We start from the raw sequence: 22520 nt of genomic DNA on the forward strand, positions 1-22520 counted from the left end.
CAGGGGGGACCCTGTGGGAGAGTAGGACGCCGCCGAACAAATATTGGAGAAAGCCCCCGTGCCATTCGGCACGGGGGCTTTCTGCGTTTCAGGACTGACGGAGCTGGCGGGGCCTTCGAAACTCCGGCCCGCCGCCCCGTGAATCACAGACGCCCGGTCGCCTTCAACGCCAGATACGCGTCCGCGAGCGCCGGCGCCAGTTCCTCCGGGGTCGCGTCCACGACCGTGACGCCATGGCGGCGGAGCTGTTCCGCGGTGCGGACACGCTCCGTGTGGGCCTGGGCTGCCGCCGCTGCCTCGTACACCGCGTCGGTGTTTCCACGTGCCTGGGCCATCCTGGCGATGTGCGGGTCCGCCACCGAGGCGAGGAGAACCGTGTGGCGCTGGGTCAGCCGGGCCAGAACGGGCAGCAGGCCCTCCTCGATGGGGGCGGCGTCGAGCGTGGTGAGCAGCACGATCAGCGACCGGCGGGGGGCCGTACGGAGTGCCGCCGCCGCCAGTCCCCGGGCGTCGGTTTCGACGAGCTCGGGTTCGAGTGTGGCCATGGCGTTGACGAGGGACGGGAGGACGTCGCCCGCCGTGCGGCCCTGGACGAGGGCGCGCAGGCGACGGTCGTAGGCCAGGAGGTCCACGCGGTCGCCGGCGCGGGAGGCAAGGGCCCCGAGGAGCAGGGCCGCGTCCATGGAGGCGTCCAGGCGGGGAGCGTCGCCGACACGGCCCGCGGAGGTGCGGCCGGTGTCGAGGACCAGCAGGATGTGCCGGTCGCGTTCGGGACGCCAGGTGCGTACCGCGACCGCGGACTGGCGGGCGGTGGCCCGCCAGTCGATGGAGCGGGTGTCGTCACCGGGAACGTACTCGCGCAGGCTGTCGAACTCCGTTCCCTCGCCTCGGGTCAGCACGCTGGTGCGGCCGTCCAGTTCGCGCAGCCGGGCCAGTTTGGACGGCAGGTGCTTGCGGCTGGTGAAGGGCGGGAGGACACGTACCGTCCACGGGACCTTGTGGGCGCCCTGGCGGGCGAAGAGACCGAGGGGGCCGTAGGAGCGGACGGTGACACGGTCGGCCTGGCGGTCGCCGCGGCGGGTGGGGCGCAGGCGGGTCGTGACGCGCCGGCGTTCACCCGGGGGGATCGTCAGGCGGTGGCGGGAGGCCGCCGTCTCCGTACCGGGCTGCCAGCTGCTGGGGGGCCAGGCGTCGCGGACGCGGGCGCGCAGCGGGCGGCCGGACGAGTTGGTGATCGTCAGGGTGACGTCGGCGGTGTCGCCCAGGCGTACCGAGGTGTCGCCGGAGCGGGTCAGGCCGAGGCGGCGTACGGGGGCGGCCAGGGCGAAGTCGCAGGCGCAGGCCACCGCCAGCGGGGCGTTGACGGCGAGGATGCCCGTCCATCCGGGTTCCCAGATGCCGACCGGCAGGGAGCCGAGGGCCGCGAGCAGGGCGGCGCGTCCGGTGAGAGCCATCAGCGGGGAACGGGGACGTGGGCGAGGATCGCGTTGATGACCGAGTCGGTCGTGACGCCTTCCATCTCGGCCTCCGGGCGGAGCTGGACGCGGTGGCGGAGCGTGGGCAGGGCGAGGGCCTTCACGTCGTCGGGGATGACGTAGTCGCGGCCGGTCAGCCAGGCCCACGCGCGGGCGGTGGACAGGAGCGCGGTGGCGCCGCGCGGAGAGACGCCGAGGGTGAGGGACGGCGACTCGCGGGTGGCGCGGCAGATGTCCACGACGTAGGCGGTGATCTCGGGGGAGATCGTCGTTTCGGCGACCGCGCGGCGGGCGGCTTCCAGGTCGGCGGCGTTCGCGACGGGGCGTACGCCGGCGGCGCGCAGGTCGCGCGGGTCGAAGCCCTCGGCGTGGCGGGTGAGGACGTCGATCTCGTCCTGGCGGGAGGGCAGGGGGACGGTCAGCTTGAGGAGGAAGCGGTCCAGTTGGGCTTCGGGCAGGGGGTAGGTGCCCTCGTACTCGACCGGGTTCTGGGTCGCGGCGACCAGGAAGGGATCGGGGAGGAGGCGGGGGGTGCCGTCGACCGTGACCTGGCGTTCCTCCATGGCCTCCAGGAGGGATGACTGGGTCTTCGGGGGCGTGCGGTTGATCTCGTCCGCGAGGAGGAGGTTGGTGAAGACCGGGCCGGGCTGGAAGGAGAACTCGGCGGTGCGGGCGTCGTAGACCAGGGAGCCGGTGACGTCGCTCGGCATCAGGTCGGGGGTGAACTGGACGCGTTTGGTGTCGAGTTCCAGGGTGGCCGCGAGAGCGCGGACGAGGAGGGTCTTGGCGACACCGGGGACGCCTTCGAGGAGGACGTGGCCGCGGCAGAGCAGGGCGACGACGAGGCCGGTCACCGCGGGGTCCTGGCCGACCACGGCCTTGGCGATCTCGGCACGCAGGGCCTCCAGGGAGGCCCGGGCGGCGGCCGGGTCCCCGGTGTGCGCGGCGTTGTCAGTGGTCGGGTCCATCATGGACGGCGTACCTCTCTTTCGAGGGCGTCGAGGTGGTCGGCGAGCTGGATGAGTGCTGCGTCGTCGCCCGGGGGCGGGCCGAAGAGGAGGGTGTGCAGGGACTGTCCGTCGCCTTGGAGGTGGGCGGACAGCGCGGGGAGCAGGGCCTCGGGCGCGTGTGCCTGGGACACGGGGATGCCTACGAGGGGGGCGAGGCGCGTGCGGGTGGTGGAGCGAAGAGCGGTGGCCGCGCGGTCGCGGGCGTTCGCCTTGCGGTAGAGGCGGGCGCGGCCTTCGACGGTTTCGGAGGCGCGGATCGCCACGGGGAGTTTCTCGGGCACCAGGGGGCCGAGTCGGCGTGCCCGCCAGAGGGCGGCCAGTGCCGCCGCGATGAAGAGTTGCAGGGTGCCCCACAGCCAGCCGGAGGGGAGCAGGTCGAAGAAGCCGCGCTCGCCCTCTTCGGAGGCGGCGGAGGCGTCGGCGAGCGAGGGGAGGTACCAGACCAGATGGGGGCGGGAGCCGAGGAGTTGCAGGGCGAGCGAGGCGTTGCCGTGCTCGTCGAGGCGGTCGTTGAGGAGGATGTCGGGCGCACCGAGGAGAACGGTGTCGCCGTCGCCGTCACCGGAGGGGGCCGGGATGCGCAGCAGGGTGGCGAGGCGCTCGCTGGGGTAGCACTCGTCGGCGGTGAGGTGGATGGTGGTGTAGCGGATGCCGCCCAGGTCGGCGCTGCCCGCGCGGCGGGCGGCGGGCAGGTCGCAGTCGGGGGAGAGGGTGGAGCCGAAGCTGGTGGCCGGGTCGGCGGTGACGCCGGGGACGAGCCGTTCCACGGAGGCGCTGCCGGCGGAGACCAGGACGGTGCGGCCGCCGGAGCCGGTGGTGGCGGAGTGCAGCCGGGACTGCTGAGGTCCGGTCAGGAGATCGGGGACGGCGACCAGGAGGGTCGTGTCGGGGCCGGTCGCGGCGGTCGCCTCGTCGAGGGTGGTGACCACGCGCGTGTCCACCCCGCGGTCGGCGAGGAGTTCGGCGACGGCGCGGCTGCCGTAGGGGTCGGCGGAGCGCGGGTCGAGTTCGCCGTGCCGGGCGTCGGAGCGGACCACGGCGATGGCGACGGCCGCCGCGGTCAGCAGCACCAGCGCCAGGGCGATGCCCCGCGCGCGGGTCCACACCTGGCGGGCGGTGGGCGAGGCCGAGGTGGGCGGGAGCGTGACCTCGGTCGTCATCCGGCGGCTCCCTGGCGGGTGTCGGTGTCCGTGCTGTGGATGCTGCTGCCGCCGCTGGTCGTGAGCTGTGGTGTGGCGCGTTCCAGGTCGTGGTCGAGTTCGGCGAGCCGGCGGTACGACTGTTCCGTGGCGGCCCGGCCGCCGTATGTGACGTCGTCGAAGGCGCGTGCGGCGGTGTGCAGCCGGTCGGTGTGGGCGGGCAGGGCGCGGCCGGCCTCCGCGGCGGCCTCGTCGGCGGTGCGGCCGGGACGGAGGTCGAGCAGGGCGCGTTCCTCCAGGGCGCGGACGACGGCCCGCATGCGTTCCTGCACGGCCTGGTTCCAGTGGCCCTGGGCGGCGTGCGCCTCGGCGGCCGCGCGGTGTTCGGCGGCGCTGCGGGGGCGGTCGTCGAACAGGGCGGGGGCCGAGACCGGTTCGCGGCGCGGGGTGCCCAGGCGCCACCACAGGGCGCCCAGGACGGCGATCACGGCCGCGATGACGACGACCAGACCGAGGGTGCCGCCGGGTGTCGCGGTGGAGGCGGCGTCGAACAGCTTGCCGATCCACTCCCAGAAGGCGTCGAGGGCCCGCTGGAACCAGCTGGGGTCGTTCTCGTGGTACATGCGTTTGGACAGTTCGCGCCGGGCCGCCTCCCGCGCCGGGTCGCGCGGGAGGGTGACGGGCGGCTCGTCGTCGCCGCGCAGCAGCAGGCGTACGGCGGCGTCGGCGGCCGTGGGCAGCGCCTGTACGGATGTGAGAACTCCCCCCGCGGCGGTCACGCCATCAGCTCCCCGGGGTGGGGCCGGGGCCGGGGCCCTGGACGCCGGCGGAGCGGGCCAGTTCGAGGTCGAGGGCCTCGCGGCGGATGCGCTGGTCGACGTAGAGGAGGACGGTGACGCCGGCCGTGATCGGGAACGTGATCATGGCGCCGATGACCGAGCCGATGCCGCTGATGATGAGGAACGTCCAGCCGATGTCGCCGCCGGCGCTGTTGAGGAAGCCGGAGACGCCGTCGCCGCCGACGGCCGCGGCGAGGAAGGCGAAGGGGATGACGATGATCGACGCGACGACGTTCGCGATGATCGTGGCGAGCAGTTGGATGCCGAAGATCCGCCACCAGGAGCCGCGCACCAGTTTGGCGGAGCGGCTCATCGCCTTCGCTATGCCCTGTTTCTCCAGCATCAGCGCGGGCGAGGCCAGCGACAGGCGGACCATGAGCCACAGGGTGACGACGACGGCGCCGACCAGGCCCAGGACGGTGAGGAGGATGCCCGCCCCGCTGCCCGTGGCGACGGTGACGAGGAAGCCGGGCAGCGCGCCGACGGTCATGATGACGGCGGTGATGAGCAGCAGCAGGCAGATCAGGCCGAACAGCTTGACGATCTGGGGGCGCGCGTCGCGCCAGGCCTCACCGGTGGTGACCGGTCTGCCCAGTACCGCGCGGCTGGTGACGGTCGTGAGCAGGGCGGTGGCGGCGACGGTGCCGACCAGGGTGACCAGGAAGACCACGCCGGAGTTGAGCAGGGCGTCGCCCATGGCGTCGGCCAGTTCGCCGAGGGTGGCGCTGGGGTCGTCGAGGACCGCGGTGCTGGAGTTGTCCAGGACGAGGCCCTGGAGCAGCACGACGACGATCTCGGTGAGGACGGCGACGGTCAGCGAGATGCCGAGGACCGTGCGCCAGTGGGTGCGCATGGTGGAGACGGCGCCGTCGAGGATCTCGCCCACACCGAGCGGGCGGAGCGGGATGACGCCGGGCTTGGCCGCGGGCGGGGGGCCTCCCCAGCCGCCTCCCCAGGCGCCATACCCGCCGGGGCCTCCGTGGCCGCCTCCGTAACCGCCGTGACCTCCGGGTCCGCCGGGGGGCGGGGTGCCCCAGCCCTGGCCGGGCGGCGGCGGAGGCGGGGGCGCCTGGCCGGGATCCGTGGGTCCGGGCCGGCCGGTGGGTGCGGACCACCGGGCGGGCGGTGGCTGTTCCTTCGACCACTTCACGCCCGGGTCCTGCGGGGCCTGGTCCGGCTGCCGGGGCTGGTCGGCGGGGTGTCGCGGGTCTGGGCGGTCGGCGGGCTCGGCAGGGCCGGACGCGCCCGGTCCCTGCCCTTCGGACGGGGCGGATCCGGGCGAGGCCCAGCCCGGAGTGTCGTTCATCGTCGCTCCTTCACGGTGCCCGTCCGCGGTCGCGGCGGCGGCTTGGCTGCCATCGTGCCATGGGGTGGTCATCAACCGACCTGCCGAGGTGAGAGCTGCGTACCTTCAATTGTCCGCGCGACAGGGGGCAGACTGGCTGCATGGCTGATCAGTACGCACACAGCGGCGACAACAAACGGCCGACCGAGATCCCGGCGCTGCGCTGGGAGGAGCCGCCCGAAGGTCCCGTCCTGGTCCTGCTCGACCAGACGAGGCTGCCTGCCGAGGAGGTCGAACTCGTCTGTACGGATGCGCCGGCGCTGGTGGAGGCGATCCGCTCGCTCGCCGTGCGCGGTGCTCCCCTGCTGGGCGTCGCGGGAGCCTACGGTGTCGCGCTCGCCGCCGTACGGGGCTACGACGTGGACGACGCGGCGGCGGCGCTGGAGAGCGCCCGGCCCACCGCGGTGAACCTCGCCGTCGGCGTACGCCGGGCGCACTCCGCCCACCAGGCCGTCCTCGCCCGCGGCGGGGACGCCCGGCAGGCGGCCGGGGCCGCGCTGGCCGCGGCACGGCAGCTGCACCGGGAGGACGCCGAGGCCAGTGCCCGGATGGCCGGGCACGGGCTGGCGCTCCTCGACGAGCTGCTGCCCGGCGGCGGGCACCGGATCCTCACGCACTGCAACACCGGTTCGCTGGTGTCGGGCGGTGAGGGGACGGCGTTCGCGGTGGCGCTGGCGGCGCACCGGGTGGGGCGGCTCCGGCGCCTGTGGGTGGACGAAACGCGTCCGTTGCTGCAAGGTGCTCGCCTGACGGCATACGAGGCGGCCCGCAGCGGCATGGCGTACACCCTGCTCACCGACAACGCGGCGGGATCGCTGTTCGCGGCGGGTGAGGTGGACGCGGTGCTCGTCGGCGCGGACCGCATCGCGGCCGACGGCTCGGTGGCGAACAAGGTGGGGAGCTATCCGCTCGCGGTGCTCGCGCGGTACCACCATGTGCCGTTCATCGTGGTGGCACCGGTGACGACGGTGGATCCCCGGACGCCGGACGGGGCGTCCATCGAGGTGGAGCAGCGTCCCGGTCATGAGGTGACCGAGGTCACGGCACCGCAGGTGCCGGTGGCCGGAACGGAAGCAGGAGGGGGGATTCCGGTGGCGCCCCTGGGGACCCAGGCGTACAACCCGGCGTTCGATGTGACGCCGCCGGGACTGGTGACGGCGATCGTCACCGAGGAAGGTGCCGTTTCGCCCGTGACGGCCGAGGCTCTGGCCACGCTGTGTGCCAGGTCACGCCAGGTCACGATGAGCTAATGGGATGATGTCGTTTATGAAGGGACGAGTCCTTGTCGTCGACGACGACAGCGCACTGGCCGAGATGCTCGGCATCGTGTTGCGCGGTGAAGGTTTTGAGCCGTCTTTCGTAGCCGACGGCGACAAGGCGCTGGCCGCTTTCCGTGAGGCCAAGCCCGATCTGGTGCTCCTGGACCTGATGCTGCCCGGCCGGGACGGCATCGAGGTGTGCCGCCTGATCAGGGCGGAGTCCGGGGTGCCGATCGTGATGCTCACGGCGAAGAGCGACACCGTCGACGTGGTGGTGGGCCTGGAGTCCGGGGCCGACGACTACATCGTGAAGCCGTTCAAGCCGAAGGAGCTGGTGGCCCGTATCCGGGCGCGGCTGCGCAGGTCGGAGGAGCCGACGCCGGAGCAGCTCGCCATCGGTGACCTGGTGATCGACGTGGCCGGGCACTCCGTGAAGCGGGACGGGCAGTCGATCGCGCTGACGCCGCTGGAGTTCGACCTGCTGGTCGCGCTCGCCCGCAAGCCGTGGCAGGTGTTCACGCGCGAGGTGCTCCTCGAGCAGGTCTGGGGCTACCGCCACGCGGCGGACACCCGGCTGGTGAACGTGCATGTGCAGCGGCTGCGCTCCAAGGTCGAGAAGGACCCGGAGAAGCCGGAGATCGTGGTGACCGTCCGTGGTGTCGGGTACAAGGCAGGACCGAGCTGACATGTCCGGTGACAGTGCCGCTTCGGCGCCCGGCCGGTCCGGGGGCCGTCCGGGGCGGCCTGTCGGCCGGAAGGCTCCGGGTTCCCGCTGGGGGCGGCTGCTCGACGGCGGGCTGCTGCAGGGCGGGGTCCAGGGCAGCCCGGTGATCCGGCTGTTCGTGCGCTGGGTGCGCCGGCCGCTGTTGCCCGTCATGCGGCTGTGGCGGCGCAACATCCAGCTCAAGGTCGTCGTCACCACGCTGTTGATGTCGCTGGGCGTGGTGCTGCTGCTGGGCTTCGTCGTCATCGGCCAGGTGCGCAACGGTCTGCTGGACGCCAAGGTCAAGGCGTCGCAGAGCCAGGCCACCGGTGGGTTCGCGGTGGCCAAGCAGCAGGCCGAGGAGGACGTGGGCGTCACGGGTGACGACGGCGCGGCGGTGGACGGCGGTTCCTCGCAGAGCGTCATCCAGTGGATGAGTGACCTCGTGGAGTCGCTCTCCAGCGGTGGCCAGGGCGCCTTCGACGTGGTGACCCTGCCCGCGGGCGACGAGAGCGGCAGCGGGCGCGGACCGCGCGCCTCCGGTGAGGTCAACCCGACGGCGAGTGTGCCGGCGGCGCTGCGGGAGAGGATCGACACCAGCGCGTCGGCGGCCCAGAGCTACACGCGCATCGTCTACGGCATCAACAAGCCCTCCCAGCCCGGCCTGGTCATCGGCAAGCAGGTCAACGACCCCAACGGCGACCCGTACCAGCTGTACTACCTCTTCCCGCTCACCCAGGAGGAGAAGTCGCTGAGCCTGGTCAAGGGCACCCTGGCGACCGCCGGGCTGTTCGTCGTCGTACTCCTCGGGGCGATCGCCTGGCTCGTGGTGCGTCAGGTCGTCACGCCGGTGCGGATGGCGGCCGGGATCGCCGAGCGGCTCTCCGCCGGGCGGCTCCAGGAACGGATGAAGGTCACCGGCGAGGACGACATCGCGCGGCTCGGCGAGGCGTTCAACAAGATGGCGCAGAACCTCCAGCTGAAGATCAACCAGCTCGAGGACCTGTCGCGGATGCAGCGCCGGTTCGTGTCGGACGTGTCGCACGAGCTGCGGACGCCGCTGACGACGGTGCGGATGGCCGCGGACGTCATCCACGAGGCGCGCGAGGACTTCGACCCGGTGACCGCGCGGTCGGCGGAACTGCTCGCCGACCAGATCGACCGGTTCGAGTCACTGCTCGCGGACCTGCTGGAGATCAGCCGGTTCGACGCGGGCGCGGCGGCGCTGGAGGCGGAGCCGATAGACCTGCGCGAGGTCGTACGGCGGGTGGTCAGCGGGGCGGAGCCGCTCGCCGAGCGCAAGGGCACGCGGATCAGGACCGTCGGCGACCAGCAGCCCGTCGTCGCCGAGGCCGACGCGCGGCGCGTGGAGCGGGTGCTGCGCAACCTGGTCGTCAACGCGGTGGAGCACGGCGAGGGCAGGGACGTCGTCGTCAAGCTCGCCGCGGCCGGCGGGGCGGTGGCGGTGGCGGTGCGCGACTACGGCGTCGGGCTCAAGCCCGGTGAGGCGACCCGGGTCTTCAGCCGCTTCTGGCGGGCCGACCCGGCACGCGCGCGTACCACCGGCGGTACGGGGCTGGGGTTGTCCATCGCCCTGGAGGACGCGCGGCTGCACGGCGGCTGGCTCCAGGCGTGGGGCGAGCCGGGTGGCGGCTCGCAGTTCCGGCTGACGCTGCCCAGGACCGCGGACGAGCCGCTGAGGGGTTCGCCGATACCGCTGGAGCCCAAGGACTCGCGGCGCAACCGCGGGCCGGACGACGCCGGTCCGCCGCGCGGCGACGGGGACGGCGGGAAGCACGCGACGGTGTCGGCGCGGCAGGCGGGCACCGACGGGCCGGCGCGGGATCCGTTCGCGCTGAGGCCGGCGACCGCCGCCCCGACGGCCGACCCCACCGCGCTGCCCGGCAACGGCGCACGCGTGGTGGCCCGGCCCGCCCCACCGGCACGGACGGGCGGCACACGGATGACACCGGGGGAGCGGAGCACGGCCGCGGACGGCGGCGACGGGTTCCCGGAGACCGGCGGCGGTTCCGGAGGACGGCCGGACGACGGACGCGACGGGGGCGTGGAGGATTCCGCCGCGAGCGGCGACGGCGCGGGCCGGGCACGGGGGCTCCGCGCGGGAGCCGGACGCCGGTGGTGGCAGGGACTCGGGGGGCGGCGACGGCCCGGGGCCGGGCGCGGACGGTGGTCACGGCCGGGATCCGGAGCACGGGGCCGGGGCGGCCGGTGACGAGGACGGTCGGAGGGTGGCGCGGGATGCGGACAGGGACGGGGAGGCTTCGCGTGGGCGGCGGTGAGCGCGGCCGGGGAGTGCCGGCGCGGACGGTGGCGTACGTCGCCAGTGGGGCCGTACTGCTGGCCGGGTGCGCCTCCATGCCCGACAGCGGGGATCTGCGGGGCGTCGAGTCGACACCGCGGCAGGACGCACAGGTGCGGGTGTTCGCCATGCCGCCCAGTGAGGACGCCACCCCCACGCAGATCGTGCAGGGCTTCCTGGAGGCGCTGACCAGTGACGACCCCGACTACAAGACCGCGCGCCAGTATCTGACCCGTGAGGCGGCGAAGACCTGGAAGCCGGAGCTGTCCACCACCGTGCTGTCGGACGGGCCGGGCGCCCAGGCCGACAGTCCGGACCAGCAGGACACCGGTTCCCTGTCCTACACGCTGACCGGGACCAAGGTGGCCACGGTGGACGCGCAGCAGTCGTACGCGCCCGCCTCCGGGTCCTACGACGAGCTGGTGCATCTCACCAGGGACGCCAAGAGCGAGCAGTGGCGCATCGACGCGGTGCCGCAGGGCGTCGTCATGGGCAAGTCGGACTTCCAGCGCAACTACATGTCCGTCAACAAGTACTACTACGCCTCGGACAGCGCGGGATCGGTGCCGATGACGGTCGCCGACCCCGTCTACGTGCGCAGTCACGTGGACCCCACGACCCAGATGGTGCGCTCCCTCGTCGAGGGGCCCACGACCTGGCTGGACCCCGCCGTCAGGACCGCCTTCCCCGCGGGGACGGCGTTGCGGAAGGGCGCCGGCCCGCTGACCCCGGACGACCGGGGCAGACTGACCGTGCCGCTCAACGACAAGGCGGCCGAGGTCGACACCGGGCGGTGTGAGGAGATGGCGGCCCAGCTGCTGTTCACACTGCGCACGCTCAGCCCCGCGGTGGACGAGGTCGAGCTGCGGGCCGGCGGCGGGCAGCTGTGCTCGCTCGCCCGGAACGGAGTCGAACTCGTCGCCACCCGGGGCGCGCTGGACACGCCCGATCACCTGTACTTCGTCGACGACAAGCACCGGCTCGTGCGGATCACCGCGGGAAGCGGTGACACCGAGCCCGCGCCGGTGCCCGGTGCGCTGGGCGAGGGCGAGAAGGCGCTGCGGTCGGTGGCGGTCGCCCGGGACGAACGGACCGCGGCCGGGGTCAGCTTCGACGGCGGCTCGCTGTTCGTCGCCTCGCTGGTGTCGGGGAGTCCCCTTGAGGAGCCCGTGCTGCGCAGCACGGGCAAGACCGAGGAGGACAGGCTGACCACGCCCAGCTGGGATGCGCGGGGCGGCCTGTGGGTGGCCGACAGCGACCCCGCCGATCCGCGGCTGTACTTCCTGGAGGAGGGCGCGGGCGAGCCGGTCGAGGTGCGGACGCCGGAGCTGGACGGCCGTGTGCGGGCGGTCCGGGTGGCCGCCGACGGGGTGCGGATCGCGCTCGTCGTGGAGAAGGGCGACCGCCGTTCCCTGGTGGTCGGGCGGATCGACCGGAGCGGTGGGACGGACGAGCAGCCGGTGGTCACCGTGCTGGACCCGCACTCCGCGACACCCGAACTGGAGCACGTCACGGCCATGTCCTGGGCCGGGGACAGCCGGCTCGTGGTGGTCGGACGCGAGCAGGGAGGTGTGGAGCAGATGAAGTACGTCGAGGTCGACGGCTCCACGCCGGACGTGCCGCCGCCCGCCGCCCTGACCGGCGTCAAGGCCGTCACGGCCTCCGAGGACGAACAGGCGCCGCTGATGGCGTACTCGGTGGACGGGATCGTGCGGCTGCCCTCGGGGGCGCAGTGGCAGAAGGTGACGGAGGGGACCGCGCCGGTCTATCCGGGGTGAGCCGGGCCGGCCGGACCCGTCCCCCGGGTTATCCACAGGGGTGGCCGGGTGCGGCGGGCGTTGGCACAGTGGTCCCATGCGGGACTGGTGGCGGGACCTCACCGACCTGGTGCTCCCGGCCGAGTGCGGCGGCTGCGGCAGACCTCGTACGGTGCTCTGCGCCCGGTGCCGTACGGCGCTGAGCGGGGCCGGGCCGTGCCGGGTGCGGCCGGTGCCCGAGCCGGCCGGGCTGCCGTCGGTGCACGCGGCGGCCCGGTACGCGGACGAGGTGCGCGCCACGCTGCTGGCCCACAAGGAGCGGGGCGCCCTGGCCCTCTCCGGACCGCTCGGCGAGGCGCTGGCGGGAGCGGTGCGGGCGGGACTGGCGGCGGTCCGTGCGCCGTGCGCGGGCGGCGGCCCGGTGCTGCTCGTCCCCGTGCCCTCCGCACGGCGGGCGGTGCGGGCACGCGGGCACGATCCCGCCCGGCGGATCGCGTACGCGGCGGCGGGTGAGCTGCGGCGGGCGGGGGTACCCGCACGAGTGCTTCCCGCGCTACGGCAGCGACGGGACGTGGCCGACCAGTCGGGGCTCGGCTCCCGGCAGCGGCGGGCCAATCTCGCGGGCGCGCTGACGGTGGCGCCGGGGTGCGGCCGGCTGCTTTCGGCGGGCCGGGTCGTCCTGGTCGACGACCTGATGACGACCGGGGCGTCGCTGGCCGAGGCGGCGCGCGCCGTACGGGCGCGGTCGTGGGCCGAATCACCGGATCGGGCCGCCGAGTCGAGTATTCCGGGGCCCGCGCCCGTGTACTGGGGTGAGACACGGGAAAGGAGAGGGGAACAGCGGAGCGGACCAGTTCCACAGTGGGCGGGTCGGCGGCCGGGTCGGCCGCCGGTCACGGCGGGCGCGGGCGGCGCCGACGGGATGTGCGCGGCCGTCGTCGCGGCGTCTCCGGATGCTTTCGGAATAAACCGGAACTGACTGAGAACGAGCGTCGTTACAGGTAATGAGAAGGTTAATTCATGAGAATGGAGGTATGGCGCGGTAGAGGGTGACGGCATCCGTCCGGGCGAGATATGTTCGGTTGTGAGGGAAAGCCGCAGGCCACACCTCTCGAATCCGATTGCCGTGCTGCGGGTTTTCCGTCTTCACCCGTGCCGGTGGAGTGGATATCTCGCCCATGGGGGAGGAGGTGGACGTCACCGAGTCCGAGGTTCCGGACGTCACCGGAACCTGGTGCAAAAGGGAGACGCTCCGCACCGAGGCGGAGTGATCCGGGAACGGAGTTCTGCGTGGACATCGTCGTCAAGGGCCGCAAGACCGAGGTGCCCGAGCGGTTCCGGAAGCACGTGGCCGAGAAGCTGAACCTGGAGAAGATCCAGAAGCTCGATGGCAAGGTGATCAGCCTCGACGTCGAGGTGTCCAAGGAGCCCAACCCCCGACAGGCCGACCGCAGTGACCGGGTGGAGATCACGCTCCGCTCCCGCGGTCCGGTGATCCGGGCGGAGGCAGCGGCGAGCGATCCGTACGCGGCGCTCGACCTGGCAGCGGAGAAGCTGGACGCCCGGCTGCGCAAGCAGCACGACAAGCGATTCTCGCGGCGCGGTGCGCGCAGGATCTCGGCCGCCGAGGTCCCCGACCACGTCCCGGGCGCGGCGACACTCAACGGGGCCGGCGCGGGCTCCGCCGTGGAGGAGCCGGAGGCCGTCCCCACCAAGAAGATCGGCTCCCTGGAGGTCCAGGGTGACGGGCCCCTGATCGTCCGCGAGAAGACCCACGTGGCGGCGCCCATGACGCTCGACCAGGCTCTCTACGAGATGGAGCTGGTCGGGCACGACTTCTATCTGTTCATCGACTCCGAGACCAAGGAACCCAGCGTCGTCTACCGGCGGCACGCCTACGACTACGGCGTGATCCACCTCAGCACGGACACGATGGTCACCCAGACGCAGTCCCCCGAGGCGGGCGGGACGCTCGGCGGCTGACCCGCCGCGTGACGGCCGAGCCGGTGCCCCTGGTGCGCGTGTGCGCCCCCAGGGGCACCGGCGTGCGACCACTGGGCGCACACACCGGCACTCCGGTGTCGGCCGGGCATGGAATCATGGTGACAACGGCCCAATCGGTGGGCCGTTGCCTTGGGTTGGCGATGGTCAGGACCACAGGCCACAGCCTTCAGGGGGAGGAACGATGGCGGACAGCTTCGGACCGATGCGTGACGAGGACGCCGACGACGGCGTCGTCGGCATGGGCCCGGACGCGGGCACACCACGCAAGGAGCCGATCAGAGTCCTTGTGGTGGACGACCACGCGCTGTTCCGCCGCGGACTGGAGATCGTGCTCGCGGCCGAGGAGGACATCCAGGTCGTCGGCGAGGCGGGGGACGGCGCGGAGGCGGTGGAGAAGGCGGCCGACCTGCTGCCCGACATCGTCCTGATGGACGTGCGGATGCCCAAGCGGGGCGGGATCGAGGCGTGCACCTCCATCAAGGAGGTCGCCCCCAGCGCGAAGATCATCATGCTGACGATCAGCGACGAGGAAGCCGATCTCTACGACGCCATCAAGGCGGGCGCGACCGGTTATCTCCTCAAGGAGATCTCCACGGACGAGGTGGCCACCGCCATTCGCGCGGTGGCCGACGGCCAGTCGCAGATCAGCCCGTCCATGGCGTCGAAACTGCTCACCGAGTTCAAGTCGATGATCCAGCGCACCGACGAGCGCCGGCTGGTGCCCGCGCCCCGGCTGACGGACCGTGAACTCGAAGTCCTCAAGCTGGTGGCCACGGGAATGAACAACCGTGACATCGCCAAGGAACTGTTCATCTCCGAGAACACCGTGAAGAACCACGTGCGCAACATCCTGGAGAAGCTCCAGCTGCACTCCAGGATGGAGGCGGTGGTCTACGCGATGCGGGAGAAGATCCTCGAGATCCGGTGACGGCGCCCCGCGTCAGGCCAGGGCCCGGGCGAGCTCCAGGGTGAGGGCCTCGCGCAGTTCCGGTGCGTCGACCCGCTCCACGCGCACGTCCGTGCAGTCCACCCAGCCCGCGGCCTCCACCAGGGCCTGGGCCACGGCGGGGACCGCCCTGCGGCCGTCCAGCGTGACCTGCTTGGCCACCAGCGTGCGGCCCTCACGGGCCGGGTCGACCCGGCCGACGAGCCGGCCGCCCGCGAGGACGGGCATCGCGAAGTAGCCGTGCACCCGCTTGGGCTTGGGCACGTAGGCCTCCAGGCGGTGGGTGAAGCCGAAGATCCGCTCCGTGCGCGCCCGTTCCCAGACCAGGGAGTCGAACGGGGACAGCAGCGTCGTACGGTGCCGGCCGCGCGGCGGCGTCGCCAGGGCCGCGGGATCGGCCCAGGCAGGCTTGGACCAGCCCTCCACCGTGACCGGGACCAGGCCCGAGCCGTCGATCACCGCGTCGACCTGCTCTCCCCTGAGGCGGTGGTAGTCGGCGATGTCCGCGCGCGTGCCCACGCCGAGGGACCGGCCGGCCAGGCGGACCAGACGGCGCAGGCACTCGGCGTCGTCCAGCTCGTCGTGCAGCAGCTCCGCGGGGATCGCCCGCTCGGCGAGGTCGTAGACCCGCTTCCAGCCGCGGCGCTCGACGCACACCACCTCGCCGTACATCAGGGCGCGCTCGACGGCGACCTTGGTGCCGGACCAGTCCCACCACTCGCTGGTGCGCTTGGCGCCGCCCAGCTCCGTGGCCGTCAGGGGCCCCTCCACGCGGAGCTGCTTGATCACCTGGTCGTACACGCCGTCGGGGAGCTCGTGGCCCCAGTGCGGGCGGGCGCGGTAGGCGCGGCGGCGGAAGGCGAAGTGCGGCCACTCCTCGATGGGGAGGACGCACGCGGCGTGCGACCAGTACTCGAACGCGTGCGGTGGCCGGTTCGCCTGCTTCCAGTACGCCTCCTCCACGGTCCGGCGTCCCACGGCGCCCAGACGGGCGTACGGGATGAGCTCGTGGGAGCGGGCGAGGACGGAGATGGTGTCGAGCTGCACCGCGCCCAGATGGCGGAGGACGCCCCGGACACCCGAGCGGCGGTCCGGGGCGCCGAGGAATCCCTGGGCCCGCAGGGCGATGCGGCGGGCCTCGTCTGCCGTCAGTTCCGTGGTCGGACGCGGAAGGGTCGTCATACGTCCGCACGATAGAGGGCGGTACTGACAACGGCGGTGGGCCCGGGGCTCATCCCCGCCCGGGAACGTAGGGCGCGGTGGAGGGAAGTCCCAGGTCGGACGGGAGCAGGGAGCCCACCCAGCCGTCCCGCAGCACTCCCTTGTTGCTGAGCGAGGAACGCAGGACGCCCTCGATGGTGAAGCCCGCGCGCTCCGCCACCGCGCGGGAGGCGGTGTTGCCCACCTCCGCGCGCCACTCCACGCGGTCGACCGACATCCGGGTGAAGGCCCAGCGGGAGGCGGCGAGGACGGCCTCGGTGATGTAGCCGTTGCCGCGGTGCTCCTTCGCGCACCAGAAGCCGATCTCGCCCGTCCCCAGGGAGCGCATGGTGATGCCGAGCATGCCCGTGAGCTCCCCGGTGGGCAGGAAGACGCCGAAGGTGAACATCGAACCGCCCGCCCACCCGTCGGGAGCGATCTGCTCGGTGAAACCCCGCGCGTGCTCCGGAAGGTACGGGGAGGGGATCGTGGTCCAGCGCTGGATGTCCGGGTCCTGGCAGATCGCGTACACGGCGTCGGTGTCCTGCGGGCCGACCGTGCGCAGCAGGAGGCGGTCGGTGCTGAGCGTGACGGGTTCCATCGGCCGATTCTGCTCGCGCGGGGTGAACGGCGCCATCCCTTTCGCGGTGCGTGAGGTGGTGATCACCCTTCGCTTGATTCGCCGGTGTGAGGCGGCACCATCCGAGCGGCCCGGACGTTGTCCTTTTTGAAGCAGTCGTGAAACGGATAGGAAGCAGCCGACGGTCACCCCCGCGGCAGGCCTCCCGGCGCGGCGGGGTCCTCGCATACGATGGCCGTTGCTCAGTCAGTGAAATGGAAACCGACCGTCCCAGGCCCGACCGGCAAGGAGACCAACCCCCGTGTCCGTCCTCTCGAAGATCATGCGTGCAGGCGAAGGCAAGATCCTGCGCAAGCTGCACCGCATCGCGGACCAGGTCAACTCCATCGAAGAGGACTTCGAAGGCCTCTCCGACGCCGAGCTGCGGGCCCTCACCGATGAGTACAAGCAGCGGTACGCCGACGGTGAGAGCCTGGACGACCTGCTCCCCGAGGCGTTCGCCACCGTCCGCGAGGCCGCCCGGCGCGTTCTGGGCCAGCGGCACTACGACGTCCAGATCATGGGCGGTGCCGCCCTGCACATGGGCTACGTGGCCGAGATGAAGACCGGTGAGGGCAAGACCCTCGTCGGCACCCTGCCCGCGTACCTGAACGCCCTGTCCGGTGAGGGCGTCCACATCATCACGGTCAACGACTACCTGGCCGAGCGCGACTCCGAGATGATGGGCCGCGTCCACCGCTTCCTCGGCCTGAGCGTCGGCTGCATCCTCGCCAACATGACGCCGGCCCAGCGCCGCGAGCAGTACGCCTGCGACATCACCTACGGCACGAACAACGAGTTCGGCTTCGACTACCTGCGCGACAACATGGCGTGGTCCAAGGAGGAGCTCGTCCAGCGCGGGCACAACTTCGCCATCGTCGACGAGGTCGACTCCATCCTCATCGACGAGGCCCGTACGCCGCTGATCATCTCCGGCCCGGCCGACCAGGCCACCAAGTGGTACGGCGACTTCGCCAAGCTGGTCAAGCGCCTCAAGCGCGGCGAGCCCGGCAACCCGCTCAAGGGCATCGAGGAGACCGGCGACTACGAGGTCGACGAGAAGAAGCGCACGGTCGCCATCCACGAGTCCGGTGTCGCCAAGGTCGAGGACTGGCTGGGCATCGACAACCTGTACGAGTCGGTGAACACCCCGCTCGTGGGCTACCTGAACAACGCCATCAAGGCCAAGGAGCTCTTCAAGAAGGACAAGGACTACGTCATCATCGATGACGAAGTCATGATCGTGGACGAGCACACCGGCCGTATCCTCGCCGGCCGCCGCTACAACGAGGGCATGCACCAGGCCATCGAGGCGAAGGAAGCGGTGCCGATCAAGGACGAGAACCAGACGCTCGCCACGATCACGCTGCAGAACTTCTTCCGCCTCTACAAGCGCCACGACCACGACGGCAACGAGCAGCCGGGCCTGTCCGGCATGACCGGTACGGCGATGACCGAGGCCGCCGAGTTCCACCAGATCTACAAGCTCGGCGTGGTGCCCATCCCGACCAACCGGCCGATGGTCCGCAAGGACCAGTCGGACCTGATCTACCGCACCGAGGTCGCCAAGTTCGAGGCGGTCGTCGACGACATCGAGGAGAAGCACCGCAAGGGCCAGCCGATCCTCGTCGGCACGACCTCGGTGGAGAAGTCCGAGTACCTCTCGCAGCAGCTCAGCAAGCGCGGCATCCAGCACGAGGTGCTGAACGCCAAGCACCACGAGCGGGAGGCGTCGATCGTCGCCCAGGCCGGCCGCAAGGGCAGCGTCACCGTGGCCACCAACATGGCCGGCCGCGGTACGGACATCAAGCTCGGCGGCAACCCCGAGGACCTCGCCGAGGCGGAGCTGCGGCAGCGCGGTCTCGACCCCGAGGAGCACATCGAGGAGTGGGCGCACGCCCTGCCCGAGGCCATCAAGCGGGCCGAGGCGGCGGTCAAGGCCGAGAAGGAAGAGGTCGAGAGGATCGGCGGCCTGTACGTCCTCGGCACCGAGCGGCACGAGTCGCGGCGCATCGACAACCAGCTGCGCGGTCGTTCCGGCCGTCAGGGCGACCCGGGCGAGTCCCGCTTCTACCTGTCGCTCGGTGACGACCTGATGCGGCTGTTCAAGGCGCAGATGGTCGAGCGAGTGATGTCCATGGCGAACGTGCCGGACGACGTGCCGATCGAGAACAAGATGGTCACCCGCGCGATCGCGTCCGCGCAGTCGCAGGTGGAGACGCAGAACTTCGAGACGCGCAAGAACGTCCTGAAGTACGACGAGGTCATGAACCGGCAGCGCGAGGTCATCTACGGCGAGCGCCGTCGCGTGCTGGAGGGCGAGGACCTGCAGGAGCAGATCCAGCACTTCATGGACGACACCATCGACGCCTACGTCCAGGCGGAGACCGCCGAGGGCTTCCCCGAGGACTGGGACCTGGACCGGCTGTGGGGCGCGTTCAAGCAGCTGTATCCGGTGAGCGTCACCATCGAGGAGCTCGAGGAGGCCGCGGGCGACCGGGCCGGGCTCACGGCCGAGTTCATCTCCGAGTCCATCAAGGACGACATCCGCGCGCAGTACGAGGCCCGTGAGGCGCAGCTCGGCTCCGAGATCATGCGTGAGCTGGAGCGCCGGGTCGTGCTGTCGGTCCTGGACCGCAAGTGGCGCGAGCACCTCTACGAGATGGACTACCTCCAGGAGGGCATCGGCCTGCGCGCGATGGCGCAGAAGGACCCGCTGGTCGAGTACCAGCGCGAGGGCTTCGACATGTTCTCCGCGATGATGGACGGCATCAAGGAGGAGTCCGTCGGCTATCTGTTCAACCTGGAGGTCCAGGTCGAGCAGCAGGTCGAGGAGGTCCCGGTCGAGGACGTCAAGCCGGTGGCCGACCTGGAGAAGCAGGACGCGGTGCCCGCGCAGGCGGGCCCGCGCCCCGAGATCCGGGCCAAGGGGCTCGACGCCCCGCAGCGGCGGAGCCTGCACTTCTCCGCGCCGACCGTGGACGGCGAGGGAGGCACCGTCGAGGGCGACCTCGTCGCCGACGAGGAGCCGGTGCGCTCGGAGGCGGACGGCCTCACGCGCGCGGAGCGCCGCAAGCAGGCGAAGGGCGGCCGTCGCCGCAAGAAGTGAGCGGTGCCGCTCCGCTGCGCGGGGCGGCCGTGAGCAGGCCGAGGGCCGGGCACCCCAGGGTGCCCGGCCCTCGGCCTGTGCGTGCGCGCTCAGCGGCGGTCGGCGCCGGCGTGGTGCGGGCGGGGGCCGCCCAGTTCCACGGCGGTGCAGCGCCAGCGCAGGTCCCGGCCCTGCTCCAGCCGGAAGGCCATGGCGCGCAGCCTGTCCCCGGCTCCGATCCGGGCGAACGCCTCGATGGCGCCCTCGCGGGGCTCGAACCAGCCGATGTCGCGGACGACGGGACGGGCACCCCGGGTACGCAGTGGTCCGCGCTCGGCCAGTCGGATCAGCTCGTCGTAGGCCTGCCCGGCGGTGTGGCGCAGCATCGCGTGCACGGGGCGCTGCCCACTGAGGACGGCGAGCAGCAGCTCGGCGAAGCGGTCGGTGGGCCCCTGCTGGGGGACGAGGGGGCGGAGGGAAGCCCGGTCGGTGCCGCGCGGGCGGGCGCCGGCCGCCTCCCGGGTGCCCCGTGCGGCCGGCACCGGTGAAACGGGCCGCCGGGCCGCACGGCCCGGCGGACGGTTGTCGGCGGGCCGGGTCGGAAGAGCCGCGGCGGCCGGCCGGCGCCCGCCGGGAGAGGGAGCGGAGACGGCCCTGCCGGTGGGGATACGGGGCGGGACGGTACCCGTGGGGGACGGCAGGCCTCCGCCGGGGAAGGAGGCGCGGGCGGTGCTTCCCGGGGGTGTGGTGGTGCCCGGACGGCCTTGGCCGGTGGGAGGGGCGGAGGTGGTTCCGCGTGAGGCCGCGCGGGGTGCGGTGGTGACCGCGTAGGAGGGTCGGCTTCCGTCGGGGAGTGAGGTGCGTGCGGTGCTTCCTGAGGGCATGTGGGACGGGATGGTGGCGGGGTGGTCCTGGCCGGTGGGAGGGGCGGACGTGGTCCTGCGTGAGGCCGTGCGGGGTGTGGTGGTGTCCGTGGGGGACGGGGCCTCGTCGGGGGAAGGGGCGGGTGTGGGCCGGCTCGCGGGAGGGCGGGGCGGGGTGGTGGCCGCGGGGCGGCGGGGGTCTCGGCGGGTGGGGGGACGGTGGGCGGGGCGGTGCTGGGCTCTGGTCATGACCTTGTGCATGGGGAACCCCGTTCGACGGGCCCGGAACGGCCGGGGGGCCGTACCAGGCGGTAACTTCGTGGTTGGGGATCTTGTACGGGGGCCCGCGGTGCGGTGGCAAGGAGGCTGAGGGCGGGCCGGAAGGGCAGGGGAATTCACTTATCAGGGTGATTCAGAGGGCCTCGGCCCCCTGATCACACGGGCGTGCCGGGTGAATTCCCGGACGTGAGTGGACGCGGCCGAGGGTGCGGGCGGGGACCCGATGGGGGACGCCCGCACGTATCCTGAAGGCCCTTACGGAGCCCCGATCACACGAAAGCGGCCGACCATGCGCGTCTACGTCCCCCTGACCCTTCCCGGGCTTGCCGAGGCGTACCGGACGGGTGCGCTGGGCGACGGGCCGTTCCTCGCGTACGCCGTGACGCCCGCGCTGCGCGAGTGGTACCTCTCCGACGACATCGAGGAACTGGAGTACGCCGCGCTCAGCCGCGCCGCGCTGGCCTCCCTGCGGCTGCTGGCGGCGGACGCCGGTGCGCCGCGCCGCCGGGTCGTGGTCGCCGTGGACGTGTCCGACGACGCCGCCTCGACCGACCCCGACCGGGGCCTCGACCCGGCCGCCCTCGGCGAGGTACGGGTCGCCGGCGCCGTACGGCTGGCCAAGGCGGCGGCGGTGCACGTGGACGCGGCGGACGCGGAGGCGGACGTGGCGGCCGCCGCCGACGCGCTGCCCGCGGCGGACGGCGGGGACGACGACGCGCAGTACACGGTGGACGGCGCGGAGGACCACGAACTGCTCTGGTACGCCACCCAGGAGATCCCCAACCTGGTGGGCTGACCTGCGGGTCTCCTCATTGTCAGTGAGGGCGGGTACGTTTTCGGGCATGGGGATGCACAGGGACGCGCACATCGTCTGGGACTGGAACGGCACGCTGTTCCACGACGTCGACGCGGTCATCGGGGCGACGAACGCGGCCTTCGCCGAGCTGGGCCTGGAGCCGCTCACACTGGAGCGGTACCGGGAGCTGTACTGCGTGCCGGTGCCCAAGTTCTACGAGCGGCTGATGGGGCGGCTGCCCAGCGCGGCCGAGTGGGAGCTGATGGACTCCACCTTCCACCGCCACTACACGGAGCACCACGTGCGGTGCGGGCTCGCCGAGGGCGTGGTGGAGCTGCTGACGGAGTGGGCGTCGGCCGGCCGCAGCCAGTCGATCCTCAGCCTGTACGGGCACGAGGACCTGATCCCGCTGGTGCGGGGCTTCGGGATCGAGACGCACTTCATACGGGTCGACGGGCGGACCGGACCGTCCGGGGGCGGCAAGGCGGAGCACATGGTGCGTCACCTTGCCGCGCTGACCGGGGTCGACCCGGCGCGCACGGTGGTGATCGGTGACGCGGCGGACGACGCGGTGGCGGCCCTGCACGCGGGGGCGCGTGCCGTGCTGTACACCGGGGGGTCGCATGGGCGGGCCAGTCTGGAGGCGGTGGGGGTGCCGGTGGTGGACACCCTGCGGGAGGCCGTCGCGGAGGCGGAGCGGCTGGCGGCCGCGGCCTGACGTTGACACGTGGCCTCGGGCTGCTGTAGCGGGTGCCGGGCGAGGCTGGGCGGGGGGTGTTGCGCAGCCCGGCGTTTGCGGGGCGCCGCTGCGCCCACCTGTGCCGCCCCAGCGGCACGACTGCCCGCAGCGGGGGTGGTACGACCGGCCGCTGCGCTGT

At 72.5% G+C, this 22520-nt stretch carries 18 protein-coding genes; 10 read left to right on the forward strand and 8 right to left on the reverse strand.

Annotated elements, in window-relative coordinates; all coding sequences use genetic code 11:
- Positions 1-143 precede the first annotated feature (143 nt).
- From ACF1DX_RS38170 to ACF1DX_RS38190, 5 genes are read right to left on the reverse strand one after another with little or no spacing between them, the layout of a single operon-like run.
- On the reverse strand, positions 144-1454 hold the full coding sequence (locus ACF1DX_RS38170; protein ID WP_391795739.1) for a DUF58 domain-containing protein: 1311 nt from the start codon (positions 1452-1454) through the stop codon (positions 144-146).
- Positions 1454-2443 carry an AAA family ATPase gene (locus ACF1DX_RS38175; RefSeq protein WP_391795740.1) on the reverse strand — a complete coding sequence of 330 codons (990 nt, stop codon included), beginning with the start codon at positions 2441-2443 and terminating at the stop codon, positions 1454-1456. The genes ACF1DX_RS38170 and ACF1DX_RS38175 overlap by 1 nt, the downstream gene beginning before the upstream one ends.
- A complete protein-coding gene (locus ACF1DX_RS38180) occupies positions 2443-3645 on the reverse strand; it encodes a DUF4350 domain-containing protein (protein WP_391795741.1) in 1203 nt (400 codons plus the stop codon). The genes ACF1DX_RS38175 and ACF1DX_RS38180 overlap by 1 nt, the downstream gene beginning before the upstream one ends.
- Complete coding sequence (locus tag ACF1DX_RS38185) at positions 3642-4403, reverse strand: DUF4129 domain-containing protein (RefSeq protein ID WP_391795742.1); 762 nt, start codon at positions 4401-4403, stop codon at positions 3642-3644. Before ACF1DX_RS38185 ends, ACF1DX_RS38180 begins: the two co-directional genes overlap by 4 nt.
- 4 nt (positions 4404-4407) lie before the next feature.
- Complete coding sequence (locus ACF1DX_RS38190) at positions 4408-5769, reverse strand: glycerophosphoryl diester phosphodiesterase membrane domain-containing protein (protein ID WP_391795743.1); 1362 nt, start codon at positions 5767-5769, stop codon at positions 4408-4410.
- Between the two features lie 140 nt (positions 5770-5909).
- Here ACF1DX_RS38190 and mtnA point away from each other — a divergent pair, with 140 nt between their 5' ends.
- From mtnA to ACF1DX_RS38225, 7 genes are all read left to right on the forward strand, one after another.
- Complete coding sequence (gene mtnA, locus ACF1DX_RS38195; RefSeq protein ID WP_391795744.1) at positions 5910-7058, forward strand: S-methyl-5-thioribose-1-phosphate isomerase; 1149 nt, start codon at positions 5910-5912, stop codon at positions 7056-7058.
- A gap of 4 nt (positions 7059-7062) precedes the next feature.
- Complete coding sequence (gene mtrA / locus ACF1DX_RS38200; protein ID WP_199822190.1) at positions 7063-7752, forward strand: two-component system response regulator MtrA; 690 nt, start codon at positions 7063-7065, stop codon at positions 7750-7752.
- Position 7753: 1 nt separating this feature from the next.
- Entirely contained in the window at positions 7754-10003 is a 2250-nt protein-coding gene (gene mtrB / locus ACF1DX_RS38205) for an MtrAB system histidine kinase MtrB (RefSeq protein WP_391795745.1), read from the forward strand.
- Positions 10004-10029: 26 nt separating this feature from the next.
- Positions 10030-11868 (forward strand): LpqB family beta-propeller domain-containing protein, encoded by a 1839-nt coding sequence (locus ACF1DX_RS38210; protein ID WP_391795746.1) that lies wholly within the window; start codon positions 10030-10032, stop codon positions 11866-11868.
- Between the two features lie 76 nt (positions 11869-11944).
- Positions 11945-12826, forward strand: coding sequence for a ComF family protein (locus tag ACF1DX_RS38215; protein ID WP_391795747.1), 882 nt, complete (start codon positions 11945-11947; stop codon positions 12824-12826).
- Positions 12827-13137: 311 nt separating this feature from the next.
- Positions 13138-13830, forward strand: coding sequence for a ribosome hibernation-promoting factor, HPF/YfiA family (hpf, locus tag ACF1DX_RS38220; RefSeq protein WP_391795748.1), 693 nt, complete (start codon positions 13138-13140; stop codon positions 13828-13830).
- A 202-nt stretch (positions 13831-14032) separates the two neighbouring features.
- Positions 14033-14779, forward strand: a complete 747-nt coding sequence (locus tag ACF1DX_RS38225; protein ID WP_361750715.1) for a response regulator transcription factor — start codon at positions 14033-14035, stop codon at positions 14777-14779.
- Positions 14780-14791: 12 nt separating this feature from the next.
- Here the strand turns inward: ACF1DX_RS38225 and ACF1DX_RS38230 are convergent, their stop codons facing one another.
- A complete protein-coding gene (locus ACF1DX_RS38230) occupies positions 14792-15979 on the reverse strand; it encodes a winged helix-turn-helix domain-containing protein (protein ID WP_391795749.1) in 1188 nt (395 codons plus the stop codon).
- A 49-nt stretch (positions 15980-16028) separates the two neighbouring features.
- Complete coding sequence (locus ACF1DX_RS38235) at positions 16029-16598, reverse strand: GNAT family N-acetyltransferase (RefSeq protein WP_391795750.1); 570 nt, start codon at positions 16596-16598, stop codon at positions 16029-16031.
- A 280-nt stretch (positions 16599-16878) separates the two neighbouring features.
- On the opposite strand from ACF1DX_RS38235, the gene secA reads away from it, so the two are divergent.
- A complete protein-coding gene (secA, locus tag ACF1DX_RS38240; RefSeq protein WP_391795751.1) occupies positions 16879-19725 on the forward strand; it encodes a preprotein translocase subunit SecA in 2847 nt (948 codons plus the stop codon).
- Between the two features lie 89 nt (positions 19726-19814).
- Here the strand turns inward: secA and ACF1DX_RS38245 are convergent, their stop codons facing one another.
- Positions 19815-20246: an Rv3235 family protein gene (locus ACF1DX_RS38245; protein WP_391795752.1), complete on the reverse strand. Its 432-nt coding sequence runs from the start codon at positions 20244-20246 to the stop codon at positions 19815-19817.
- Positions 20247-21135: 889 nt separating this feature from the next.
- Between ACF1DX_RS38245 and ACF1DX_RS38250 the strand changes: the two genes are divergently transcribed.
- Positions 21136-21642 (forward strand): DUF6912 family protein, encoded by a 507-nt coding sequence (locus ACF1DX_RS38250; RefSeq protein ID WP_391795753.1) that lies wholly within the window; start codon positions 21136-21138, stop codon positions 21640-21642.
- A gap of 46 nt (positions 21643-21688) precedes the next feature.
- Positions 21689-22360, forward strand: a complete 672-nt coding sequence (locus ACF1DX_RS38255) for an HAD family hydrolase (RefSeq protein WP_391795754.1) — start codon at positions 21689-21691, stop codon at positions 22358-22360.
- Positions 22361-22520 lie beyond the last annotated feature (160 nt).

Origin of the sequence: Streptomyces sp. NPDC014676 (assembly GCF_043084105.1) — a bacterium.
Taxonomy (GTDB): domain Bacteria; phylum Actinomycetota; class Actinomycetes; order Streptomycetales; family Streptomycetaceae; genus Streptomyces.